The organism is Halobacillus sp. AWH4_228, from assembly GCF_056158365.1.
Map to the genome: position 1 here is coordinate 2275152 of NZ_JBSWTE010000001.1, position 25144 is coordinate 2300295.

23 protein-coding genes and 2 riboswitches are annotated in these 25144 nt (G+C 48.1%); of the genes, 3 read left to right on the forward strand and 20 right to left on the reverse strand.

The window, feature by feature from the left end; genetic code table 11:
* The 3 genes from cysC to ACXADP_RS11545 are packed head-to-tail and all read right to left on the reverse strand — an operon-like array spanning position 1 to position 2503.
* The gene (gene cysC, locus ACXADP_RS11535; protein WP_474968461.1) at positions 1–609 is read right to left on the reverse strand and encodes an adenylyl-sulfate kinase; all 609 of its coding nucleotides are present in this window, start codon (positions 607–609) and stop codon (positions 1–3) included.
* Between the two features lie 5 nt (positions 610–614).
* Positions 615–1760, reverse strand: a complete 1146-nt coding sequence (gene sat / locus ACXADP_RS11540; protein WP_474971487.1) for a sulfate adenylyltransferase — start codon at positions 1758–1760, stop codon at positions 615–617.
* Positions 1761–1774: 14 nt separating this feature from the next.
* Positions 1775–2503, reverse strand: a complete 729-nt coding sequence (locus ACXADP_RS11545) for a phosphoadenylyl-sulfate reductase (protein WP_474971488.1) — start codon at positions 2501–2503, stop codon at positions 1775–1777.
* An 87-nt stretch (positions 2504–2590) separates the two neighbouring features.
* A riboswitch (SAM riboswitch) is annotated at positions 2591–2705 on the reverse strand.
* 197 nt (positions 2706–2902) lie between these two features.
* Positions 2903–3005, forward strand: a riboswitch (SAM riboswitch).
* Positions 3006–3102: 97 nt separating this feature from the next.
* Between ACXADP_RS11545 and ACXADP_RS11550 the strand changes: the two genes are divergently transcribed.
* Entirely contained in the window at positions 3103–4011 is a 909-nt protein-coding gene (locus ACXADP_RS11550) for a sulfite exporter TauE/SafE family protein (RefSeq protein WP_474968458.1), read from the forward strand.
* Positions 4012–4215: 204 nt separating this feature from the next.
* Here ACXADP_RS11550 and ACXADP_RS11555 read toward each other — a convergent pair whose 3' ends face one another.
* Together ACXADP_RS11555 and ACXADP_RS11560 are read right to left on the reverse strand one after the other, a co-directional pair.
* Positions 4216–5880: a DAK2 domain-containing protein gene (locus tag ACXADP_RS11555; RefSeq protein ID WP_474971489.1), complete on the reverse strand. Its 1665-nt coding sequence runs from the start codon at positions 5878–5880 to the stop codon at positions 4216–4218.
* A 31-nt stretch (positions 5881–5911) separates the two neighbouring features.
* Positions 5912–6274: an Asp23/Gls24 family envelope stress response protein gene (locus ACXADP_RS11560; RefSeq protein WP_474971490.1), complete on the reverse strand. Its 363-nt coding sequence runs from the start codon at positions 6272–6274 to the stop codon at positions 5912–5914.
* A gap of 240 nt (positions 6275–6514) precedes the next feature.
* On the opposite strand from ACXADP_RS11560, the gene rpmB reads away from it, so the two are divergent.
* Positions 6515–6703: a 50S ribosomal protein L28 gene (gene rpmB / locus ACXADP_RS11565; protein ID WP_027954154.1), complete on the forward strand. Its 189-nt coding sequence runs from the start codon at positions 6515–6517 to the stop codon at positions 6701–6703.
* A gap of 165 nt (positions 6704–6868) precedes the next feature.
* Here rpmB and spoVM read toward each other — a convergent pair whose 3' ends face one another.
* The 14 genes from spoVM to ACXADP_RS11635 all read right to left on the reverse strand — a co-directional run bounded on the left by spoVM (position 6869) and on the right by ACXADP_RS11635 (position 20241).
* On the reverse strand, positions 6869–6949 hold the full coding sequence (spoVM, locus tag ACXADP_RS11570) for a stage V sporulation protein SpoVM (RefSeq protein ID WP_035531293.1): 81 nt from the start codon (positions 6947–6949) through the stop codon (positions 6869–6871).
* Positions 6950–6973: 24 nt separating this feature from the next.
* Complete coding sequence (locus ACXADP_RS11575) at positions 6974–7648, reverse strand: thiamine diphosphokinase (RefSeq protein ID WP_474971491.1); 675 nt, start codon at positions 7646–7648, stop codon at positions 6974–6976.
* A 105-nt stretch (positions 7649–7753) separates the two neighbouring features.
* Positions 7754–8404: a ribulose-phosphate 3-epimerase gene (gene rpe, locus ACXADP_RS11580; RefSeq protein ID WP_474968455.1), complete on the reverse strand. Its 651-nt coding sequence runs from the start codon at positions 8402–8404 to the stop codon at positions 7754–7756.
* A 3-nt stretch (positions 8405–8407) separates the two neighbouring features.
* The gene (gene rsgA, locus ACXADP_RS11585) at positions 8408–9289 is read right to left on the reverse strand and encodes a ribosome small subunit-dependent GTPase A (protein ID WP_474971492.1); all 882 of its coding nucleotides are present in this window, start codon (positions 9287–9289) and stop codon (positions 8408–8410) included.
* A gap of 12 nt (positions 9290–9301) precedes the next feature.
* Positions 9302–11296: a Stk1 family PASTA domain-containing Ser/Thr kinase gene (gene pknB, locus ACXADP_RS11590; protein WP_474970386.1), complete on the reverse strand. Its 1995-nt coding sequence runs from the start codon at positions 11294–11296 to the stop codon at positions 9302–9304.
* A complete protein-coding gene (locus tag ACXADP_RS11595; RefSeq protein WP_474971493.1) occupies positions 11296–12057 on the reverse strand; it encodes a Stp1/IreP family PP2C-type Ser/Thr phosphatase in 762 nt (253 codons plus the stop codon). The genes pknB and ACXADP_RS11595 overlap by 1 nt, the downstream gene beginning before the upstream one ends.
* A gap of 76 nt (positions 12058–12133) precedes the next feature.
* Entirely contained in the window at positions 12134–13480 is a 1347-nt protein-coding gene (gene rsmB / locus ACXADP_RS11600; protein WP_474971494.1) for a 16S rRNA (cytosine(967)-C(5))-methyltransferase RsmB, read from the reverse strand.
* Positions 13473–14420 (reverse strand): methionyl-tRNA formyltransferase, encoded by a 948-nt coding sequence (gene fmt / locus ACXADP_RS11605; protein ID WP_474968451.1) that lies wholly within the window; start codon positions 14418–14420, stop codon positions 13473–13475. Before fmt ends, rsmB begins: the two co-directional genes overlap by 8 nt.
* Positions 14421–14436: 16 nt before the next feature.
* Complete coding sequence (gene priA, locus ACXADP_RS11610; RefSeq protein WP_474971495.1) at positions 14437–16845, reverse strand: primosomal protein N'; 2409 nt, start codon at positions 16843–16845, stop codon at positions 14437–14439.
* The gene (coaBC, locus tag ACXADP_RS11615) at positions 16842–18050 is read right to left on the reverse strand and encodes a bifunctional phosphopantothenoylcysteine decarboxylase/phosphopantothenate--cysteine ligase CoaBC (RefSeq protein WP_474968449.1); all 1209 of its coding nucleotides are present in this window, start codon (positions 18048–18050) and stop codon (positions 16842–16844) included. The genes priA and coaBC overlap by 4 nt, the downstream gene beginning before the upstream one ends.
* Before the next feature lie 111 nt (positions 18051–18161).
* Positions 18162–18389: a DNA-directed RNA polymerase subunit omega gene (gene rpoZ / locus ACXADP_RS11620; RefSeq protein WP_474968448.1), complete on the reverse strand. Its 228-nt coding sequence runs from the start codon at positions 18387–18389 to the stop codon at positions 18162–18164.
* Positions 18390–18391: 2 nt separating this feature from the next.
* Positions 18392–19006, reverse strand: coding sequence for a guanylate kinase (gmk, locus tag ACXADP_RS11625; protein ID WP_474968447.1), 615 nt, complete (start codon positions 19004–19006; stop codon positions 18392–18394).
* Positions 19007–19020: 14 nt separating this feature from the next.
* The gene (remA, locus tag ACXADP_RS11630) at positions 19021–19284 is read right to left on the reverse strand and encodes an extracellular matrix/biofilm regulator RemA (protein WP_027954142.1); all 264 of its coding nucleotides are present in this window, start codon (positions 19282–19284) and stop codon (positions 19021–19023) included.
* 78 nt (positions 19285–19362) lie between these two features.
* Entirely contained in the window at positions 19363–20241 is an 879-nt protein-coding gene (locus tag ACXADP_RS11635; RefSeq protein ID WP_474971496.1) for a YicC/YloC family endoribonuclease, read from the reverse strand.
* A 135-nt stretch (positions 20242–20376) separates the two neighbouring features.
* On the opposite strand from ACXADP_RS11635, the gene ACXADP_RS11640 reads away from it, so the two are divergent.
* Positions 20377–22098, forward strand: a complete 1722-nt coding sequence (locus ACXADP_RS11640) for an Rqc2 family fibronectin-binding protein (protein ID WP_474971497.1) — start codon at positions 20377–20379, stop codon at positions 22096–22098.
* A gap of 773 nt (positions 22099–22871) precedes the next feature.
* On the opposite strand, the gene ACXADP_RS11645 is transcribed toward ACXADP_RS11640, so the two are convergent.
* Positions 22872–25043: an FUSC family protein gene (locus ACXADP_RS11645; RefSeq protein ID WP_474968444.1), complete on the reverse strand. Its 2172-nt coding sequence runs from the start codon at positions 25041–25043 to the stop codon at positions 22872–22874.
* Between the last annotated feature and the right edge of the window lie 101 nt (positions 25044–25144).

Below are 25144 nucleotides of genomic sequence, written 5' to 3' on the forward strand. Positions count from 1 at the left end.
TTATCCCTCCTTGTCGTTCAGCCACTTTTTATCAATAAGAAGTTGAAAAATCTGTTCCGCACAGGTTTGGATGGAATGCTGGTCAGACCGAACGACACATTCCGGATTCACCGGTGCCTCGTAAGGAGCATCCACCCCGGTAAAACCGGAGATTTCCCCAGCCCTTGCTTTTTTATACAGTCCTTTAGGATCCCGGCTTTCACATTCCTCCACAGGACAGTCGACAAAGACTTCCATGAATTCTTCCTCTTCCAAAAGGGATCGGACCCGGTCACGGTCCTCCCTGTATGGAGAAATAAAAGCCGTCAAAACGATGGAACCATTGTCTGTGAACAATTTGGATACTTCACCGATCCGACGGATGTTCTCTGTCCGGTCGGCTTCAGAAAAACCAAGATCCCGATTTAATCCATGACGAACGTTATCCCCGTCAAGCAGGTAGGTTTGGATGCCGTGCTCAAAAAGAAGGCGGTTCAAATGGTTGGCAATGCTGGATTTACCAGCCCCTGAGAGACCGGTGAACCAGAGCACACCACTGAAATGACCATTTTTACTCCGGTAATCCTTTTTTTGGACGGCAGCTTCATGCCATGTTAAATTCGTTGCCATTCCATTCACCCCTTTACATCCGCTGTCTGTTGTTTAAGCCCTTCAATCAGCACTTCCACGACCTCCGGACGGCTGAACGTTTTCGGTGGTTTCTTGCCGCTCCGAAGCAGCTCGCGCACTTTTGTTCCTGATAAAATTACGTGATGCTCCTTGCTGTGGGGGCAGGTTTTATGAGAAGCCATTGCTTCACAGGCTTTGCAGTAGAAGCTGTGCTCAAAAAAGACCGGGGTTATTTCCAGCTCTCCTTCTTCAAAGTGGCTGAAGATTTTTTGAGCGTCATATGTACCATAGTAATCGCCGACACCTGCATGATCCCTCCCGACTATGAAATGGGAGCAGCCGAAATTCTTCCGGACAATCGCATGGAAGATGGCTTCCCGAGGGCCTGCATAGCGCATGGCCGCATTAAAAACAGCCAGCGTCACCCGGTTTTCCGGATAATATTCATCCAAGAGTACCTCATAACTTCTCATGCGCACATCACTCGGGATATCGTCGCTTTTCGTTTCTCCTACGAGCGGATTCAGAAATAGTCCATCTACGCTTTCCAGGGCCGCTTTTTGGATATATTCATGAGCACGGTGAACAGGATTACGCGTTTGGAAACCGACAACCTTTTCCCATCCGGCCTGTTGGAATCGTTCTCTTGTCTCTTCGGGATCAAGGTAGTAATGGTCTGAATGCTCCCGCTCCGGACGATGGAATACTTCAATTCTGCCACCGACATAATAATCCGGGCGCTTGTAAAGTTTACTGACCCCCGGGTGAGCGTCTTCTGTCGTTAAGTAAACCTTTGCAGCTTCTTTCTGTTTATCCGGCTTGTAAATGTCTTCGATTTCGATCACACCGTAGATTGCCCCATCTTTCACAAGAGCCGCTTGACCATGTAACGAACGGGCCTGCTCTTCAGAAACAGGCAGTGTGATCGGGAGACTCCAGGGAGTGCCGTCTTTCAAACGAAGATTTTCAACGACGTGATCATAATCTTCCCTTGTTAAAAATCCTTGAAGCGGACTGTATGCCCCATTAGCGATTAAATCGATATCACTCAACGCCATCGCATCAAGCTCGATCCTTTGTTCCGGAAGCGTATCCGGCTGTGCTGTAAAACGATTGATTAACTGCCCGCCATGCGGTTGAATAATGGACATCATTCATCTCTCCTTTATTGTTTCGTATCTCCCGCTGTGTGGAGTCCACACTCGGTTTTATCAAATCCCTGCCATCTTCCTGAACGGCCGTCATCCAGCGCTTTCGCTGTGCAGGGGATGCAGCCGACACTTGGATAGCTTTGGTCATGTAATTCATTGTAATCCAAGCTATTTAGTCGGATATAAGTCCATACGTCTTCCCATGTCCAGTGAATTAAGGGGCATACCTTGATGGACTGGAAGCGTTCGTCCTTGTTGACGAAGTTCGTATGACTCCGGCTTGCAGATTGTTCTCTTCTTAATCCCGACATCCAGGCCGCCGCTCCTGTCAGGGCTTCTTCCAGCGGTTTGATTTTTCTGATGGCACAGCATTGGTCGGGATTCCTTTTCCAAAGGGCCGGACCATATTCCTCTGCCTGTTCTTCCACTGTCAATTCCGGCTTTTTCATATGGATGTTCAAATCCGGATACCTCTTTTTCACTTTGTCTATCAAATCATAGGTTTCCTGGAAATGAAGTCCAGTGTCCAGAAAAACGACGTCGGCATCCGGCTGTGCCTTTGCAATGAAGTCAAGCAGTACGATCGCTTCAGCACCGAAGCTGCACGCATAAACGAGCTGTTTTCCATAATGCCCGTAAGCCCATTGAATCACACTCTCTGCCCCTTTGTGTCCATCATCAATATCCATATAAAGTAAAGGATCCCCGGTGAATGTTCCATATGTCGGTGCACTCGTATTCATAAGCTCCTCCTTTCTTATCTTCAACAAAAAAACCTTTCTTCTGATGGTAAGAAGAAAGGAGAGTCATTATACATGATTCAACCGTTCTTCTTATCCTTCCAAGTGTTGATCACCTGCTGGAATTGGCACAGCTTCTGTTCATGACGACAGATCCGTTGCCGAGGCTTCCAAGGGCCAGTCCCTCCACCTCTCTCGATAAGAAAAATGTTTCCAGATTTTGTTCAAAAGATTTGATTCAAATATTAGACCCGATTTAAAGATATGTCAACATGCATTTTAAATATTACTAGTTTTCTGTTTATTTTATTGTAAACCATTGACAAATCGTCATCCATGTTTTAGCTTTGAATATATTATTCATGTACTTAGGAATTCCGCTTTCAGCGCGGGCTACATATATCCTTATAAAGAGCCGGGGGAGGAAACTGGTCTGATGATCCCGCAGCAACCTCACATTGGAAAAGGTGCTCATTCCAGCAGACGGTGGTCTGAAAGATAAGGAGAGGAAGCTTGACCTCTTCTGGATGAAGAGGTTTTTTTATGCCTCTTCATGGTTAAAACCAAGTAATCTTATGTGTTTAATCAAAAGGAGAGGTACGATGAAGAAATTACTTATATTTTCACTGGTTGGATTCTTTGCTCAATTGATGGATGGAGCCCTCGGAATGGGATTTGGTTTAAGCTCCTCCACCATCCTCCTCGCCTATGGAATGGCTCCGGCGGTGGCCTCCGCCTCTATTCATTTGTCCCAGATTGCTACAACGGCAGCTTCCGGGTTTTCCCATTATAAATTCGGCAACGTGGATAAGCGTCTCGTTTTGACTCTTGCTCTCCCCGGAGGGATCAGTGCCTTTGCCGGGGCTGCTCTGCTCAGCTGGATTCCAGGTGAGCTGATCCGTCCGTACATTTCCGTTTTTTTACTAGGGCTTGGCGTTTATGTGGTCATCCGCTTTTTACTGATGAATCGAGTGAAGCCCTTGCATACAGAAAAAAGACCATTTCGACGGCGCTTCTTGTTTCCCTTAGGTTTTCTGGGCGGTTTTCTTGATGCCGTGGGCGGCGGGGGTTGGGGGCCGGTAAATACACCTGTTCTCTTATCCAGCAAAGGAATCCTTCCCAGAAAAGTCATCGGCACCGTAGATACAAGTGAATTCATCGTTACTTTATCTGCTACGGCCGGCTTCCTGATCTTCCTTGGGTGGGAAGAGCTGAGCTGGATGCTTGTGCTCGCCTTTGTGATCGGTGGCGTTATTGCAGCCCCCCTCGCTGCCTGGCTTGTGAAAAAACTCCCCCCTCTCGTGCTTGGGGTAGCGGCGGGTGGATTTATCATCTTGACGAACAGCCGGACCCTGCTCACCTATGCCACATGGAGTGAACAGACCTTAGTTATCATCTACAGCCTGCTTCTTGCCGGATATGCTGCTGCCGTTATCTTCTCAGTTCGAAAATATATTCAACGGCACCGGCACCCGCAGACGGAAACACGGTTAAAAAAAGCGCAGTTCTAATGGAGAACTGCGCTTTCAGCTTATAGAATGACAAGCTTAGAAAACAAACCGCCAAGGCGTTTGTCTAATGGTTGATCAATATCCTCTGTGAAACCATTTCTTTCATCTCCGCTCCTGCATTCAGACCATAGACCATTACAAAAGGCTGCCGGGAAAAATCCCGACAGCCTGCGAACGCTGTTCTAAATCCAGAAGCGCTGCATTTTATTCGATAGAGAAGATATAGCTGTAAATCGGCTGGCCACCATGGTGGATTTCCACCTCTAAATCTTCAAAGGTTTCTTCCACATAAGCTTCCAGTTCAGCCACATCCTTATCGTCCACATCTTCCCCTGTAAGAATAGTAAGGATTTCATCTTCATCCTCATCAATCATCTGGTTCAGCAGTGTTTTCGCTGTTGTGAGGGCGTCTTTATCGGTAGCTGATATCTTCCCGTCGGAAATCCCCATAAAATGACCCTTTTCAATATCAAGTCCGTCAATCTGGGTGTCCCGGACGGCATAGGTAATCTGCCCCGTCTTCACTTCTGACATCAAACTGGTCATTTCTTCTTTGTTCGTATCGAGATCTGCTTCAGGATTGAAACCAAGCATAGCACTCATCCCTTGAGGAATGGTCTTCGTCGGGATGACAGCCACTTCCGCTTCCGCCATCTCTGCAGCCTGTTCTGCTGCCATCACGATGTTTTTGTTATTCGGAAGAATGAACACGCGTTCTGCATGCGCTTCTTTAATGGCCTCCGATAAGTCCTGGGTACTAGGATTCATCGTTTGACCACCCTGGATGATTACTGTGGCTCCGAGGCTTTCAAAAAGTTTCTTCATCCCCTCGCCCATACTGACGGTGACAATACCATATGGCGCTTTTTTCTCAGGCACGGCTTTTTCTTTCTTATTACCTACGAGGGACGTATGCTGCTCCCTCATGTTTTCAATCTTCATATTGATCAGGCTTCCATACTTCTGTCCAAGCGTCATAGCTTCACCCGGGTACTCGACATGGACGTGAACTTTGACCAGTTCTTCGTCAGACACGACGAGCAGGGAATCACCGAATTCACTCAGCTGATTACGGAAAGCTTCTTCATCATAAGGATTCTCAGCAAGCTTATCCTCTTCGAATTTCACCATGAACTCCGTACAATAGCCGTAATGGATATCTTCGGTATTCATGAAATCCTGGGCAAGTTTGTGGTGTTCGGCGTTTACCATTTCATTCATGGAAACCAATTCTTCAACATCCGGCATTTCCTCGCCTTTCAAGTTGGCCAGAAATCCTTCATAAATGGTAACGAGTCCCTGGCCGCCGCTGTCGACCACACCGACTTCCTTTAGAACCGGAAGAAGTTCTGGTGTCCGCTTCAAGGAAGCTTTGGCTGCTTTTACGACACCTTCCATGAAAGGAATGAAATCCACTTCTTTTTCAGCTATTTCCACAGATGCTTCCGCTGCTTCACGGGCAACAGTTAAGATCGTCCCTTCCACAGGTTTCATCACAGCTTTATAAGCTGTTTTCACACCACCCTGCAGGGCCTCAGAGAAATCCCGGGTCGTTAACACTTCTTTATTCTCAATGGCTTTTGCAAAGCCGCGGAAGACCTGGGAAAGAATTACTCCTGAATTTCCACGCGCACCCATAAGAAGACCTTTGGACAGAGAAGTGGAAACTGCTCCTGCATGGTCCTGGGAAACGTTTCTCACCTCGTCCGCTCCGGAGGTCATGGAAAGATTCATATTTGTTCCTGTATCCCCGTCAGGTACAGGAAATACATTCAGCGCATCGATCATCTGCGAATTCTGCTTTAAATAATGCGCTCCTTGTAAAATCATCTCGGCTAATGTTCTGCCGTCAAGCTTTTGTAACGTCACACTTACTTCCTCCTTTGACTGCAACTGCAACCTATTCGCTTGTCACATGGACTCCCTGGATGAAAATATTGACAGAGTCAACGGACAATCCGACTGTTTTGTTTAATGTGTATTTTACTTGGGATTGGACGTTATGAGCGACTTCCGATATCTTTGTACCGTAGCTCACAATAATATACATATCAATGTGGAGGCGATCTTCTTCCTGTCTGACAACGACACCCCGGGAAAAGTTCTCTTTACGGAGCATTTCAGCCAGCCCGTCCCGCAGCTGGTTTTTAGAAGCCATGCCGACGATTCCGTAGCACTCTACAGCTGCTCCTCCAGCAATCGTTGAAATAACTTCATTGCTAATCGTTATATGGCCGTATTGGTTGTTCAAATCCACAGACATATAGATCCTCCTTTAGATTCCTCAATTTCTCTCCTAATTATAACACAAGTGAAGGGTGTTGAATTTGTGTTGACTGTTGAAAATAAGCCGGTTATCCCCTAATATACTTTGAAACAATTCAATCTGTCTGTCAAGAAAAAATTCTTGATATAATTGTCCGGAGATTATTGCAAAGCCTACATACATATGATAAAGTTACTAAGTATCTGATGATTTTTGTATGTAACAGGAGGGATTTTCATGGCACGAAGAAGTGTTCTATCTGGTAAAGGTACACGCGCAGGTAACCACCGTTCACACGCGATGAACGCTAATAAACGTAAATTCAAAGCAAATGTTCAAAAAGTACGTATCCTTGTGGATGGCAAGCCTCAGAAAGTTTACGTAACAGCGCGTGAACTTAAATCTGGTAAAGTCCAGCGCGTATAATGACAAGTTGAAAAAAGCACCCGTTCTGCGGGTGCTTTTTTTCTTGCCTTTATATGATTATGGCAGTCCCCGGGACCATCTCCTCCATTCCCAAAGACCACCGAATCGCATCAGGGCCTTCCGGGAGACACTTATTCTCTCCCTTCAGGCACGTATGGCCCGGAGCTAATCCTTTTTAAAAGTACTTATGACTGCGCGCACTATCCCCCCGACAAAACGCGGGAGTTTAATGGTGTAAAATTTCAAAAGAGCCCCCTCCTCCTAAGTGAACTAATGCGAACGCCCTTTTCCGTGATCCATTGAGTCTGTACTTCTTATTACTAAGAGTATGCCTGACTCAAATGAAAAAGTACCTGTATCTTCAACGAGCCTGTTGGAGATGCATAAGGTGGACCCGAAGGGCAGATACGCCCGGGAAAGTGGATAATAAAAGCCGTTGAGTGTAAGCTCCTTCACCTCCAGGGTCACAGGAAGAAAAGATAGATAGGGATACTGTGGGTCCTCTTTGATTTTATGCGAACCGGACCCTGCTATTTCCACCTGGTTCTGATGATCCACAATAACCGCCTTCACCCCTTTTTTCATTAACGGATACAACAGCTGAATGTTCGCCTGGGAATGATCCATCCTTCCCCCTGTTACTCCGAGTAATACGATATGCTCGGCTTTCCGGTTCAGTGCCTCATTGATCGCAAGCTCCAAATCTGTCTCATCCTTTTCGTCCGGATAGGTATGTATCATTCGGGCCTCATCTTTAATCTTCTGATAGGAAGCAGCGCTGACGGAGTCGAAATCGCCGATGGCCACATCAGGGGTTATCCCGGCTTCTACAAGCACTTCTGCTCCCTGATCTGCTCCGATCCATTCTACATCTTCCTCTGCCCATCTTTGGAAGCTGGGAATATAGGCTTTCGGCCCTCCGCCGACTACGATAACTTTTTTCACGTATGCTCACCCTTTCTATAGAAAAAGCCCAAAGGATTCTGACCAATCCTCTGAGCTCTTTCGACTAAGACTCTACATGCAGAGTCACTTGGTTCCCGCTGTGATTTACAACGAGGCGCGGATCCTTTCAATGGCTTGTTTTCTGTCCGATTGATTAAAGACCGCACTGCCTGCCACAAGAACATCCGCACCCGCTTCTGTGCAGAGACGGGCGGTCTTCTCGTTGACACCGCCGTCCACTTCAATTTCATAGGAAAGTCCGGCATCGCTTCTTAATTGAGCCACCTGACTGATTTTATCAAGCACATCAGGAATAAATGCCTGACCGCCAAATCCTGGATTCACAGTCATCAATAGAACAAGATCCACATCCTTAAGAACCGGACGGATCATTTCGACCGGTGTCCCCGGATTGATGACCACGCCCGCTTTCACTCCGAAGCTTTTAATCAGCTGGAGGGTGCGGTGGAGGTGAGGAGAAGCTTCCTGATGGACGGTGATGATATCCGCTCCCGCTTTCGCAAAGGCCTCTATATAGGCGTCCGGGTTCTCAATCATTAAATGGACATCAAGCGGAAGATTGGTGACCGGCCTTACCGCATCAACAATCAAGGGGCCTATGGTTATATTAGGGACAAAATGGCCGTCCATAACATCCACATGAATGTAATCCGCTCCGCCTTGATCCACATCCCGGATCTCTTCAGCCAGTCTTGCAAAATCAGAAGATAAGATGGAAGGTGCAATTTTTGTCATGCCTTAATACCTCGGCTTTCTATTCTGGATTTCCTGCATGAACTGCAGGTAGTGGTCATAGCGGTGCTCTGATATAACGCCGTTATCCACACCGGCTTTCACCGCACATTTAGGCTCTTTATGATGCAGACAGCCTCTGAACTTACAATCATTTTGTACTTCTACGAATTCCGGGAAGCACTCCGGCAGCTGTTCAAGCTGTAAATCCCCGAACTCAAGGGAGCTGAACCCCGGCGTATCGGCTACTAACCCACCGGAAATGTCATACAGCTCCACGTGGCGTGTCGTATGCTTTCCTCTTCCAAGACTTTCAGAGATTTCATCCGTGTCGATGGAAAGACGGGGGTCGATGGAATTCAGCAGCGACGACTTACCGACTCCGGACTGCCCGGCAATCACCGTTGTCCGTCCAGCCAGGTGCGCTTGTATCTCATCCATGGAAGCGGAATCGTTCACAGCCGACAAAATGACCGGGTATCCAACCTTCTCATACTGTGCCTTATACTCCTCCATTGCTTCCACCATAGCGCTGTCCAGCTGATCCATCTTGGAAATCACGATAAACGGCTCGATCCGTTTAGCCTCAACGAGAACGAGAAATCTGTCCAGAAGAAGCGAATTAAAATCAGGATGGATGGCTGATGTAACAATCAACGCTTGGTCGACGTTGGCTATCGGCGGTCTTACAAATTCATTTTTCCGGTCATGAATGGATAAGATGTAGCCCTCTTCATAGTTGTCCGCCTTAAAATCCACCATATCCCCGACGAGAGGGGACACTTTTTTCTTACGGAAGTTTCCGCGCCCACGGCATTGATAAACCTCTCCGTCATGAAGCACGTAATAAAAACCGCTGAGGGACTTTATAATTTTTCCGGTTGCCACTTGATCACCTTCTTAATAAGGAACATTTCCTTCATCGATCACTTCATCACCTCGCTGCACACGGTAAGACGCTTCCCCGCCTTCTTCTATAATCAGTGTTACATCAAAAGAGGTGGTTTCTGTGATGGTTTCTTCCACGACTGGTGTCTCCATATCGTTTTCATAATCATCGACATAAATCAACACCTGCTGTTCTGTTTCTTCCGATTCCTCATTAAACGGAACTTCCAGCGTTACGTTTTCTTCTCTTGGAGGTTTTTCCTCCGGCCCCTTGGATATGGTGATAGTTACCGTTGACCCTTCTTTCACATCGGTGTACGCCTCCGGATCCTGTGTAATCACCTCTCCGGCAGGTACAGTCTCCGAGTAGCTCTCAGCAACTTCAACCTCCAGGCTGCGATCCTTTAAATATTTCTCCGCCTGTTCCTGGGTCATCCTGTCCAGCCGGCCCAGATTAATGGTCGGGGGTCCGGTACTGACGCGGAAAATGACTTCCTCTTCTTCCGGAATTACGCTTGCTCCCGGGTTCGGAGAGAGCTGGGCGACAATTTGACCAGCCGGTTCATCGCTGGAAACAGGAATACGTTCAATCCCTGCGTACCCCTTATCCTGGAGTTCCTTATCGACCTGGTCATATTCTTCACCCACATAATCCGGGAATTCTTCCCGTTCTTTTCCTTTACTCGTATAGATCGTGACTTCTGTTTCTTCCTTCACTGTCCTGCCGGGTTCAGGATCTGTCGTAATAACAAGACCCTCTTCCACTTCATCTGAAAACTGAGATTCACGGCTGACCATCAAGTTCAAATCACTCAGTTCACTGTAGACCTCTTCATATTCCCTTCCGTCAAGGTCTTCAGGAATGGTCACATCGGCAGGCTGAATGATGCCTGGTGTAAAATACAGGGCAGCTCCGCCCCCTAGTATGATCAGAAGCAGGAATGTCAGGATCCATGGCCAGATCTTTCTTTTCTTCTTTTTCTTTTCTTTATCGACCGGCTGCTTTTCCTCTGCCGGCTGCTGATGATGCACTTTTGTATCCTTGACCGGCTGATACTCGCCGGTATGGATGATTGTATGATCTTCTGTGTGATCCCCGTAGGCGTCGTTCGTAATGACGGGGATGGCTTTCGTTTTTTCCTCTTCATCTTCCTCCGGCAGTTCAAAGGGTTTTTCACCCAGTCGGTAAGGTTCAAGTGAGGTCTCTATATCCTGTTCCATTTCCACCACGGTGGGATAACGGTGAAACGGATCTTTCGCTGTTGCTTTCAATACGACATTTTCCACACTCTGCGGCAGATCAGGATGCCATCGTTTCAACGAAGGTGTATCATGCTGCAGGTGCTTAAGGGCTATGGATACAGGAGACTCGCCTGAAAAAGGAAGACGTCCAGTCAACAGTTCGAAGAAAACAATGCCCATCGAATAAACATCGGATTTCTTCGTCGCCATTCCCCCACGCGCCTGCTCAGGAGACAAATAATGAACAGAACCAAGAACTGAATTTGTCTGAGTCAGAGCGGTCGCACTCAAAGCCATTGCAATTCCGAAATCTGTCACTTTCACATGGCCGTAATGATCAATCAAAATATTCTGCGGCTTGATATCTCTGTGTACAATGCCGTTGTCATGGGCATGGGTGATGGCAGAAGTTACCTGGCGCATAATATCCACCGCTTCCGAAACATCAACGGGGCTGTTCTGTTGGATATACTGCTTCAGTGTCATGCCGTCAACATATTCCATGACCATATAATATAAATCGTCCTCTTCCCCGACATCATATATATTGACGATGTTCGGATGAGAAAGGCTGGTGGCGGACTGGGCTTCCCGGTGGAAACGCGCAATAAACTCTTCGTCATTTCCGTGTTCCAGCCTTAGTACCTTGATGGCTACGCTTCTGTCCAGGATGGTATCATGAGCTAAATAAACGTTCGCCATCCCTCCGCCGCCAATCATTCTATCGACACGGTAACGGTCATTAAGAAGACGGTCATTGAGCATCAATCCACACCTTCCTTCTCACCTTGGGGTGGGAGATGATGGACAATGGCAAGAGTGATATTGTCTTCTCCGCCCCGCTCATTGGCCCGCTCAACAAGAGAGTGGGCGAAATCGGACCAGTCTCCTTTGTGATCACTTAAACCACTCAATTCTTCATGACTCACTTTATTGGTCAGACCGTCTGTACAAAGAAGAACCCGGTTATCCGGATCCCACTCCATACTCTGGACATCCGGGAAAAGATCATATTCTGTGCCGAGCGCCTTCAGCAGAACATTTTTGCGAGGATGATGCTCGGCCTGTTCTTCTGTAATCTGTCCGGACCTGACAAGTTCATTGACGAGTGAATGGTCTTCCGTAACGGCTTTGAATCCGTAAGCATTCGCTAAATAACAACGGCTGTCTCCGACGTGGGCAATGGAGACAAACTGGTCCGTGCAGATAGCTGCCACTATTGTCGTCCCCATGCCGGCACATTCTTCATGTTCAGAAGCATAGGTTTTGATTTCATTATTGGCGGAACGGATGGTTTCTTTTATCCACTCTTCAGCACCATTCGGAGTTTGAAACGAACCCGTATGCTCCCATTCCTTATGTAAAACATCAACAGCCATCCGGCTGGCGACATCACCTGCCTGATGCCCTCCCATGCCGTCGGCTGCGACAGCAAGCACCTGACCGGAATGATTTCTGAACACGCCGCCTGCATCCTCATTATGAGCCCTTACTCTGCCTTGATCTGTGAGGTAGTACTCTATCATGGACGTTCACCTGCCTTTTTCAGTTACTGTCATCCATAGAAGGCCGGCTGCTTCCATCAACAGGAAGCAGGTGCCTTTATTTTTTCACCAATCGCGTCAGGAAAAAGCCGTCCGTATCCCACTCATGGGGAAACAGCTGGAGACCGGTTCCGGTCAGGCCTTCCCCTTGACGAAGAGCATCCGGAAGATCGTTGACAAAGGATGGATCCAGTTCATATTCCGGATGTTGATCCAGAAAATGACGGACCGCTTCTTCGTTTTCATGCCGATCCACTGTACATGTGCTGTAGACCAGTTTTCCACCGGATTTCAGGAGCGGTGCCACCTCGTGGAACAAGTCGTCCTGGATACTCCTGAGCTTATAGATATCTTCCTCACTCTTATGGTACTTAATATCCGGTTTGCCTCTCAGTACACCAAGACCTGAACATGGGGCATCAAGCAGGATCCGATCAAAGCTCTCAGACGCATGCAGCGATGTGAGCGTCCGGGAATCCGCCTGGCCGGCCTTGATGGAAGTAAGCTGGAGCTGTTCAGCTTTTTTACTGACGAGCTTTGCCTTCTTTTCATGAAGGTCATAAGCCGTCACGCTTCCTTTATCCTTCATCTTTTCTGCTATGTGCGTGGTTTTGCCTCCTGGTGCGCTGCACGCATCAAGGACAGCCATCCCTTCATCCAGGTCCATCATTTCCGCAACCAGCATGGAACTCTGGTCCTGAATGCTTACCAAGCCTTCTTTAAAGAGCCTGTGGTTTATAATGTTCCCATCTTTTACAACCAGGCCTTGTGTGGAAAATGGACTCTCTTCTACCGAAAACCCTTCCTGTCGCAGCTGGCCGGCTGCCTCACCGCGGCTGATTCTGAGTGGCTGCACGCGGATGGACATAGGAAGATGGTGGTTGTTCGCTTCACACATCAACCTCGTCGTTTTCATGCCGTACTGATCCACCCACCTCCGCACAAGCCATTCAGGATGACTGGTTTCAACCGCCAGACGTGTACCATCATTTTCAATGTGATCAAGGCTTTGAACACCTTTTCGCTGTACATTGCGCAGAACGCCGTTCATAAAGGAGGAGATTCCTTTATGTCCGCGTTTTTTCGAAATTTCCACCGCCTCGTGGATGACCGCATGGTCCGGTACCCGTTCAAGGAAGATCATTTGATAGACTGACATGTAAAGCAGCCAGCGTACCCACGGTTTAATTTTCTTCTGACCGGCTGTATAAGGCTGAATATAATAGTCGATCAAGTCTCTGCGCTGCAGAGTTCCGTAAACAATTTCAGTCAATAGTGCCCCGTCCTGACGGGAGAGCTCCTGTTTGGACATTTCTCTGTCGAGCAGGACGTGACTGAAGCCTCCCTGCTCACCGATTCTTGTTAATAGATGGAGCGCGGTTTCTCTTAATACATACTTAGCCATGCTGCTCCCCCAATACGTCGCCCTCGTTTAAAGATTGGCCGGCGCCATTAACGAACGACTGCCCGTCCATTTTTTTCTTTCCTGAAGGCTGAAGGGATACAATTTTCAACGCTTTTCCGTCTCCTGTCTGAACGAGGAAACCGTCCTCCTCGATTTTGACCACTGTTCCCGGGGCTTTGGAAAAGTGTCCGGAAACTTTTTCGGCCCACCAGATTTTCATCGGTTTACCATTCCAGTACGTGAACGCCACCGGCCAGGGATGAAGACCCCGGACGTGGTTGTAGACGTCCTGCTGATCTCTGCTCCAGTCAATCAGCTCCTGTTCACGTTTAATGTTGCCGGCAAATGTGACTTTGGATTCATCCTGAACTTCAGGAGTGATGTTCCCAGCCAGCAATTCAGGCAGGGTGTCAGCCAGAAGATCGGCTCCCGCTGCTGATAATTTATCGTGCAGTGTGCCGACATGATCGGTATCTTCAATCGGAACGACCACTTTGGAAAGCATATCGCCGGCATCCAGTTTTTTCACCATATACATAATAGTGACGCCGGTTTCTTTTTTTCCTTCCAGAATACTATAGTGGATAGGAGCTCCTCCCCGGAATTCGGGCAGCAGCGAGGCATGGACATTGATGCATCCGTATTCCGGAACGTTCAGCAGCGCTTCCGGGAGGATCTGTCCGAAAGCCGCTGTGACGATCAAGTCCGGCTCAAAGGCGAGGACATCCTCATATTCATGCTTGATTTTTTCGGGCTGCAGCACCGGAATACCATGGTTCAAGGCTGCTGTTTTCACCGGCGGCGGTGTAAGAACCCTCTTCCTCCCCTTTGGACGGTCCGGCTGGGTCACAGCCACCACCACTTCATATCCCTCTTTCATAATCCGGTCAAGAACAGGGACCGCAAAGTCCGGTGTTCCCATAAACGCAATTCGTGTCATAACTGACGGCTCCTTCCTACATCAACTGATACGGCTGAAAATCAACCGTAATCTGTAAACCATCTTCCTGTTTCAATTCATCTTCATAATAGTGCAGTATTCGTTCGACAAACTTCCGCTGCTCGGGTTCCTTCTTGTATTTTACCATGCATTGATAGCGATATCTATTATTGATCCTGGCCAGCGCAGAAGGGGTTGGACCCAGTACGTGCGCCTGCTCGGACAGCTTCTGCTGCATAAACATCGTAATCTTACGGGTGGCTTCCTCCGCTTTCAACTGGTTGGGATGCGAAATTGTAAACAACGTCAAATAATAGTAAGGCGGATACCGGAATGCTTTTCTAAGCTTCATTTCCTCCTGGAAAAACTGTTCATAATCGTACGTACTCGCAAGCTCTATACTGTAATGTTCCGGTGTATACGTCTGGACAACCACTTCCCCGCTTTTCTCATGGCGTCCGGCCCGTCCGCTCACCTGGGTCAGCAGCTGAAAGGTCTTTTCGGAGGCACGGAAATCCGGCAGGTTCAGCATCGCATCCGCAGCCAGCACACCGACAAGTGTGACATTCCCGAAATCGAGTCCTTTGGCGATCATCTGTGTTCCAAGCAGGATATCCGCTTTTCCCTCGCCAAACTGTGTAAGCAGTCTTTCGTGAGCGCCTTTCTTCCTCGTTGTATCAACATCCATCCGGATGATCCGCGCCTCAGGAATCAGTTCCTGCAGGGCTTCCTCGACTTTTTGAGTTCCTGTACCAAAGTATCGGATCGTTTTGCTTTCACATTCCGGGCACTTCTCCGGCATGGGCTCTTCATGAGAACAGTAGTGGCATTTCAAGCGGTTCTGCCGCTTGTGATAAGTCAATGCAATATCACAGTGCGGGCATTCGCTTACATGGCCGCAGTCCCTGCACATGACAAACGTGGAATATCCCCGTCGGTTAAGAAACAGCACGACTTGTTCTTTCCTAGCCAGCCGCTCTTCGATTTTTTCCTTTAATGGAATCGAGAACATGGATCGGTTCCCGCTGTGAAGCTCTTCTCTCATATCCACAAGCTCCACCTCAGGCATCACAGCCTCATTCATCCGTTTGCTTAGTGTCAGCAGCTGATAGTTGCCTTTCGCAGCCCGCGCATACGTTTCCAGTGACGGGGTCGCACTTCCCAGAACGACTGGACAGTTGTGTGTTTTCGCGCGCTGGACAGCGACATCGCGGGCATGATACCTCGTCCTGTCTTCCTGCTTATAGCTCGTCTCATGCTCTTCATCAATAATGATCAGCCCAAGATTCGTAAACGGGGCGAATATGGCAGACCGGGCTCCTACAACGACCTGTACTTCCTGACGCTGAATCTTACGCCATTCGTCGTATTTCTCTCCAGCTGACAGAGCACTGTGAAGGACGGCTACCTTGGAGCCGAAACGTCCTTTAAACCGCTCCACCATCTGAGGGGTTAAAGCAATTTCGGGGACGAGCATAATGGCTTCCTCCCCTTTATCCAGCACCTGCTGAATCGACTGCATATATACTTCCGTCTTCCCGCTTCCCGTTACACCGTGAAGGAGAAACACGTCGTGCTCCTGTTTTTCGATGGTTGAAAGAATCGGCCGGATGGCGGTTTCCTGCTCTTCGGTTAGTTCAAAAGGCGTCGTTCGTTTAAATTCCCGTCCTCCGTACGGATCGCGGAAGACTTCCTGTTTGTACTCTTTGAGCACGTTCTGCTCCACAAGAGGCTTCAACGCAGCAGGAGTAGTTTGAAGGTTACCCAGCAAACGCTTTTTGTCCAGTGGCTCTGGATGCTGAAGGAAATATTCAACGATGGCCCGCTGTTTTTTTGCCTGTGGCGGGAGGTCTTCCAGCTTTTCTTCCATATCGATAGGAGAAACAGCCGGCGCAACCACAGCCTTCAGCTTTTTCGTTTCCCTGCTCTTTACTTCATAGTGAACATCCACTTCGCCTTCGTTCATATGTTTTCTAAGGATATGGTAACTGACACCGGACTGTTCGAACTCTTCAAAATCCATGACGCCCCTCCCATCAAACACAGCATCCAGGGCTGAATCCAGCGGTTCATCCGAGAGTTTCCACAGCTCTTTTCTATATTTGGCTTTCATAACCTGCGGCAGCATGACCTGTAGACAGGATATATAATAACTCAACGTATAATTGGACAGCCATTTCCCAAGGTGAAGCAGTTCTTCCGTCAACGTCGGAATGACATCCAGTACATCAGTGATTTTTTTCACGGAGGGGAAGCTGGACGTTTCTGACAAGGCGATCACATAGCCGAGAATTTTCCTCGGTCCGAAGGGGACGATGACTCTGACCCCGGGCTGTACAATTCCTTCAAATTTTTCAGGGATTTCATAATCAAAGGGTCTGTTGGTATTCTGTGAGGCTACGTCCACAATGACATTGGCAATCACGTGCGGTCACGCCCCGTCATCTCCTGAGAGGCTTCCTTTAGGATTTCTTCTGCCAGTTGATCCTTCGTCATCATGGGATAGATTTTTTCACGACCACTTTTCTGAATGAAAAGGGAGGCATTCGTATCCGTACCAAAGCCGGACCCTTCCTCGGCCACATTGTTGATCACTATGGCATCCAGGTTCTTTTTCTCCAGCTTCTCTCTTCCGTAACGCTCAGGATCATTCGTCTCGGCGGCAAAGCCGATCAGATACTGATGTTCCTTCCGTGTACCGAGCTCCTGCAGGATGTCGTGTGTGCGCTCCATTTGAACCGCATATCCTCCCGGGGATTTTTTCATTTTGTGTTCAAAGGTTTCCTTTGGCCTGTAATCGGCGACAGCGGCGGATTTGATCACAAGATCGGCCGCTGGATAATGCTTCAGCACTTCTTCATACATCTCCTGAGCAGAGACTACATCAATGCGCTCCACCCCTTTTGGCGTATGAAGGGAGACAGGTCCGGTGATCAGGGTGACATCAGCACCGCTTCGAGCCGCCTGCCGCGCAAGAGCAAACCCCATTTTTCCGGTCGAAGGATTCGTGAAATACCGGACCGGATCAATTTTCTCCTGCGTTGGTCCTGCTGTAATCAGGACCCTTCTGCCTTTCAACCACTCGGTTTTCCGATACTCATCTTCCAGTACTTTAACGATGCTCTCCGGTTCTTCCAGCCTTCCTTTCCCGACATATCCGCAGGCCAGATACCCTTCACCAGGCTCAATAAAACGAAAGCCCCATTCATCCAGCTGTTTCATGTTGTTTATGACGGCCGGGTGGCTGTACATGTGCACATTCATCGCCGGTGCAATGTACACGGGAGCCTCGGTCGCAAGCAGTGTCGTTGACAGCATATCATCCGCCAGCCCGCCGGCAAGCTTGCCAATCGTATTGGCTGTAGCGGGCGCAATCAGGAATAAATCGGCCCAGTCGGCAACATCGATGTGCTGGATCTGTGTGGCGTCCTGTTCATCAAACGTATCGGTATAGACCGGCTGTCTGGACAGTGCCTGAAAGGTCGTCGGAGCGACGAAATTTCTTGCGCTCTCTGTCATAATGACTTTGACGAAGGCTCCTGCCTGGACAAGCTTACTTGTCAGGGCCGCCGCTTTGTATGCAGCTATTCCTCCTGATACGCCCAGGACAATCTTTTTATCTTTTAACATGTGATGGACCTCCCTGCCTGTGAAAATCTTACGATAAAATACGTAGGAAAAGCCGCGCTGATCGTCAGACAGATGCGCGGCTTTTCCTACGTTGTTCCGGGAACAATGCTATTATGTGGTTTCCGTTCTTTCCTGGATCTCTTCCGCTTCAATATAGTTCAATTTCCCGTCGCGGATTTCCTCCAGAGCTACACCAACCTGCTGATGAGAGGTTGGGTTTTCGACCATAGGAGCACTTCCCTGCTTCAGTTCGCGGGCTCTTCGTGCTGATAGTGTGACAAGTGTATATTTTGATTTGATCTGCTTCTGCAGGGAATCAATGGATGGTTCTAACATCATAATTAATTTTCCTCCAATGCTTTTTTGTATTGATGGGCCACGCGCTCACGTTTGCAGTGTTCACTGGCTACGATGGACTGGACCTTCTGAACGGCGTGATTAATCTGATCGTTGACAACGACATAATCGTAGGCATCCATCATATCAATTTCTTCTTTAGCCGCCAGCAGACGGTTTTTCACCTTTTCCTCTGTTTCGGTACCCCGGCTTACGATTCGGTCTTTTAATTCTTCAAGAGAAGGAGGAATTAAAAATACGAACACACCTTCCGGGAAGTTTTCGCGGACTTTCAATGCGCCCTGAACCTCAATTTCAAGGAATACATCCTTCCCCTGGTTCAACGTCTCTTCCACATAATGTCTCGGCGTGCCGTAATAGTTGCCCACATATTCGGCATGTTCAATCAGCTGTCCTTCTGTGATCAGCTTTTCAAATTCATCTCTGCTTTTAAAGAAATAATCGACACCATCCACTTCCCCTTCACGCGGGGCACGCGTCGTCATGGAAATAGAATATCGCAGGTCTGTCGACTGCTCGAACAGAGCCTTCCGTACAGTTCCTTTTCCGACACCTGATGGGCCGGAAAGTATAAATAGTATACCTTTCTGTTCAATCACTGCAAATAGTCCTCCTAGTTTTCATCTGAAATCTCATCATTACTGATTACACGCTGGCCGACGGTTTCCGGCTGAACAGCAGACAGAACGACATGATCACTATCTGTGATAATGACCGCACGTGTACGGCGGCCATATGTAGCATCTACTAATTTATTATTGTCACGGGCGACAGTAATGATACGTTTGATTGGAGCGGATTCCGGTGAAACGATGGAAATGATTCGATTGGCAGACACAACGTTCCCGAACCCGATATTGATCAATTTTAAACTCAAAGCTGACTCCTCCTTCTTATGGCCAAGCACTTAATCATTAACTCTATTATATGAAAAAAACCGTACAGAACACAATTGTTATTCGATATTTTGCACTTGTTCCTTCATTTTTTCCAATTCACCCTTCACGTTAAGTACATACTCCATCAGGAGGGTGTCATTGGATTTTGACCCCATCGTGTTCACTTCCCGGTGCATTTCCTGAAGGATGAAATCCAGACGTCTCCCGACGGACCCGCGCTGGTCCAGAGCCTTCTCAAACTGTTGAAGATGGGAATGCATCCGTGTGAACTCTTCGGTGACATCCCCTTTTTCAGCCATAAGGGCCACTTCCTGGAGAATTCTTGGTTCATCCTGGGAAAGGGGCTGTGCAGCGTAATCTTCAATTCGGGCGCGTATTCTCGCTTTGTATTCGTTTATCACTTCAGGGCGGCGCTGGTCCATCATGTCAAGCCAGCAGGCGACAGCCTTGAGTCTGGATAGGAGGTCCTTTGAAAGCTGCTTTCCTTCCCGTCCCCTCATGTCCTTCAGCTGCCGCAGAGCCTGTTCCACCGACGTCTTCAGCTTTTGTTGAAAAGAATCCGGGATGTCATCCGATTCCTTAGTAACGAAGACATTCTCTAACTTGGATACCATATCAATAGTTATATCACCCGTCAAATGAAACCGGCTCTTCATATCTTCCAACGCCTGAATGTACTGCTCCGCTGCTGCCCAGTCCACCTCGACGTTTTTCTGCAGGCCGCCGCCGTCCATCGTTATGTACACATCGACCCGCCCGCGGTGCAGGGCTTCTTTAACAAGTTTCCTTACCGGGTCCTCCATAAATAACAAAGAGGAAGGAAGGTGCATATGAACATCAAGAAACCGATGATTCACGGATCTGACTTCCACCACGATCCGTGTTCCCTCCTGCTCTGATATTTCCCGTCCATATCCGGTCATACTGTCAACCATATCTCCTTCACCTGCCGCTTCTTCATTGATACTGTCTAGTTTACCAAACTTCCTCTTTCAGAGCGACTGGTATGATTCTTTAGAAATCCGGCGTAAAATCATGCTATAATGACCTTTTAGAGAGGTGAAGAGACTATGTCTTTCGACGGAATTGTAACCCGGGCGGCGACAAATGAGCTGAACAATGTTCTTCAGTCCGGACGAATCATGAAAATTTATCAACCCACGGATACAGAGCTTGTATTCACTGTCCGCTCCCAGCGGACGAAATATACGCTTCTATTATCCGCTCATCCATCCTATGCACGGTTTCATTTAACCAATGATCAATACCACAATCCAAAAGAACCGCCGATGCTCTGTATGCTCCTGCGCAAGCATCTTGTAGGAGGATTTATAGAGAAAATTGAACAGGTGGATATGGAGAGGATTGTCAAGATCCATATCCGCACACGGAATGAAATCGGCGACGAAACGTATAAAACCTTGATCATTGAGGTGATGGGGAAACACTCCAATATTCTTCTTGTCGACGAACAGGAGGGGCATATTCTGGACAGCATCAAGCACCTTCCCCCTTCCCAGAACCGGCACAGGACGATTATGCCGGGCCAGCCCTATAAACGGCCGCCGGAGCAGGGCAAAATAAGCCCGTTGGAACTCGAACCGGCCCAACTCCTTAAAAAACTGGATTTTAATGCGGGCCGCCTGGACAAACAGATTCTCTCCATTGTCATGGGCTTTTCCCCCATGATTACAAAGGAGATCGCAGAAAAAGCAGGAATGAACGGACCCTCAGGATACGAAGCTGCTTATGAGGAAGTACGGAACCGAATACTGGATCACTCGTATGAACCACAGGTGAAACGCGGGGACAAAGAACAATTTTATGTACTGCCGCTGAAGGCCTTTGGAGAAGAAAGAGAAACTTTCTCTACGGTGAGTGACATGCTGGACGCTTTTTATTCAGGGAAAGCCGAAAGGGATCGTGTCAAACAGCAGGCTGGTGATTTATTCCGCTTTCTGAAAAATGAACGCGACAAAAACCAGAGGAAAATCAAAAAACACGAAGATACCTTGAAAAAGTCTGAAGCAGCCGGGGATTATCAAAAGCTCGGCGAACTGCTGACCGCTCATATGCACCTCGTTAAAAATGGAGACGAAAGTGTAACGGTCGTTGATTACTACGATTCTGACCAAAAGGAAATGTCAATCGAGCTGAATCCGAATAAAACGCCAAGTGAGAACGCCCAGTCTTACTTCCAGACGTACCAGAAATTGAAGAAGTCCAAGCAGGTGGTTCAAAAGGAAATTGAAAAAGCGGACATTGAAATCACCTACTTCGAACGTTTGATTCAACAAGTCGAAACAGCTAGGGAAGAAGATATTGAAGAAATCCGGGAGGAACTCCGGGAACAAGGCTATATGAAGAAAAAGAACGCCTCCCCGGGGCGTAAGAAAAACCAGCCTAAAAAACCGTCCCCGGAAACCTTCCGATCCAGTGACGGGACGATGATCTATGTCGGGCGCAACAATAAACAGAATGAATATTTAACCAACCGGATGGCAGGTAAATCTGATATCTGGCTGCACGCCAAAGATATTCCGGGTTCCCACGTAGTCATTAAAGATGAGAACCCAAGTGAAGACACACTGCTTGAAGCCGCCCAGCTGGCGGCAAACTTCAGTAAATCGAGCCGGTCGTCCTCCGTGCCTGTTGACTACACACAAATCAGGCATGTGAAAAAACCGTCCGGAGCAAAACCCGGTTTCGTTACCTATGATCATCAGCAGACCCTGTTTGTAACTCCGGATGCCTCCTATGTCCGGATGATGAAAAAACAGGCAGAGGAATAAAACAGGAACAGGCAGCCATACTAAGAGAGCACCTTGATCTTAGTAGAGGAGGCTGCAGTCATGCCAAAGAACTCAAAATCAAAACGCAACCCAAAGAAGAGCCGGGACGCGGTCCAGCCCAGCAGTGGTGAAGAACGCGTAACGATCTCTAAAGCGGGCAGATCTTTTGATGGCCGTTGAAGAGCAATAGTCAGAGTTCCCATGACAAAACGCCGGCGTACACGCGTCGGGAAAGCTGTCGAGAAAATTTCTCGGCAGCTTTTTTCTATAAGGCTCTGTTATTGCTTGGTGTTGTTATTTAACATGTGAGCTCCTATCACCCCTTTCTCTCATGGGGTTTGTAGGAGGCGGCCTTGGGAATGACTCCCTTTCCGTGGGGTACCGTGAGCATCCTCAGGCAGCGCCTTCCGGGGTCTCACGATGTACCTTCATCCCACAGGAGTCCCGCCATTCCCAAGGCCGCCTCTTCAAAGTAGGGTAGTTAGAAAGGACATAACCGAAGTCCGTTACACCACTACGAAAGGGATGGCAGGGAAAACAGGTAGACTCCTGCGGGAAAAAGGAACAAGGGAAGACCCCGGAGAACGAAGTTCGAGGAGGCTCATCGTTCCCCTCGGAAAGCGGACGGTTTTCCCTGCCATCCCATGCTCTGAGTAAACAACGGACCGGACCCCTGATTCCAGACGGAGACGATTTAGTAATCGTTTAAAATAACAACAACAGACTTTAACAGAGCTTTCTATAAAAAAACCGCCTGGACTCAAACCAGACGGTTATCTTTTCCTCATATGATCAAGCCTGTCCCTGAGAATCGTAATGGAACGGTTGATTTTCCAGATGTAATAAAGGTGATGGAGCAGATTTTCCTTATCCTCTGTTCCCGGCTGCACTTTCAACTCCACCTGCTCCCTTTCCTCCAGCAGGTCGTAAACCGGATCGGAATGATTTCCTGTTTCAATTTGATGGATCAAACCTTGCAGATTCTTTTCCAGTTTATCCTGAACCGCTGTTAGAAGTTCCAGTGTTTCATGACTGTGATTCGTGTATTTGGGGTATGGAGAGGCGACAAGGTGCTTGGCATAATAATTGACGGCTGTAATCACGGTCAGCACGGCTGTAAGGTTTTTGTCCCCTCGGAAAATAGGATCCTGTACAGCAGGCTTGGATTCTTCCTCAATTTCCTGCATTTTCGCATCCAGATCCAAGGCCTGCTGCGCAAGACCTTTAACTCCTTTCGTACCCTTGATGTTGGTTAAATACTGGCTGATTAATTGAGACATTTGTGTAAAATATTCACGAAAGGCCTCGGAAAGCTTGTCCTTAGTACTCGTGGGAAAGACGAAAGCAGAAACACCAAGAGCAATCGCAGCTCCGGCCACTGTGTCAATGACCCTCGCTCCAAGAAGCTCCGGCGTAACTCCACCGAGAATCAGATCATAAATAAAGGCAATCATCATCGTAATAAAGAAGCTTGCCACCGTATAGGAAACCGTAAGAAAGTAAAAAGCTGTAAAAATAACCAGAAACAATAGGACAACCTCAAGGTAAGGGTGGCCGGAGAGCCACAAAGCAGCGAGAAAACCGAAGAAAGCACCGAAGAATGTGCCGACGGAACGCTCAAAAGCTTTTAAGTACGTCCTGCCGACGGTTTCCGTACCGAGCTGGATAATAAAAGCGGTCAACAGGACCCAGTACGGCTGAATCGGAGAAATGATATAGCCCGTAACAATAGCTATGCTTCCTGCAATCAACGCCTGCACGGCTTTTTTCTCAGCAGGTTTCAGTCCGGCAGGCCCCGCTTCCTTCTCATCCACCGCCTCTTCATCTGCTGCCGGTGGATGTTCCACTGCTTCATTGAAGTGAATATCCCGCTGCACTTCCGAGGCGCCTTCTGTCACGTGGGAAGCCATTGTTTCAATTCTTCTGATCAAATAAAGCCGTCCATCAGGGAGATCGGTTGCATTCATCATCCAGTGATCAAGCTGATGCCGGATACCTGCGACCACTTTCTCAGCCTCCTGAAGACTCTTCATTTCCGGCTGTGGGTCAAGCACATCGGCATCTTTCAACGTCAGAAGCAGATCGACGAGAAGATAGCGCAGCTCCTTCAAATCCAATGCCTCGTCTTCCTTCAATTTCTGCAGGCTTTCCGAAAGCGTCATAACAAACATGGTCGTATCGAAAATATATAATCGCAGCCGGCCGGATTGAAGCCCCGGCCAGATTTCTGTGCTGTCCTGCTGGTGTAGATCAGCGGCGACCTGGTTGGCGTAAATTCTTAATTTACTTACGTTGCTGCCCAGCTTCTTCAACCGGGACGGCTGGAGTTCGGGGTCTTTAATCACCTCAATAAGCAGGTCGAACGTCAAGTTTGCCTGCCTGTGGAAGGAAACCGTGCTTCTCCGCAGCATCTGCCTTGTGTCTTCGAATAGGAAGAAATTGTAAAGAAAGGCATAAAGAATGCCGATACCTACTGCGAGGTAAAACCAGGGAAACTGGGACGGTGACAGCTGAAGAAATGAGGAGAAATAAATTGTGAAGAACCCAATCATTCCAAGAGAAAAATACCGGCTTCCATGCTGCGAAAAATAAAAAGCTGCACCTATCGAAGCAATCATCAGGATACTTACCAGGACGGGGCTTGAAGCAGTCAAGGACCCAAGCGTCACCCCTGAACATGCAGCCACTCCCAGGAGAAGGGTTGTCACCTGTTTTTTTCTTTTTGTATCATCCATAACAATCATAATGCCCATCAGACCGGCAATCCCGGAGATGATCGCAGGAAAAAGCGGATCGATGGCAAAGACGTTCATGATCAACATCGTTGTAAAAACCGATGAAATCAAACTCAGCGTAGCTTTCCCCGCCTGGGCCAGTCTCCGCCTGCCCGGATCAGAGGCGAGCAGACGCCGCAGCCAGTAGGACTGTTTGACTAAATCTTTCATTTATTGATGCTCCCCTCTTTCGTATGTATAGTCATTTATCTTATCGATTTTTAAGTGTCAGGACAACTCTCACGTCCTGACGTTTTCTATTGTAAGAACAT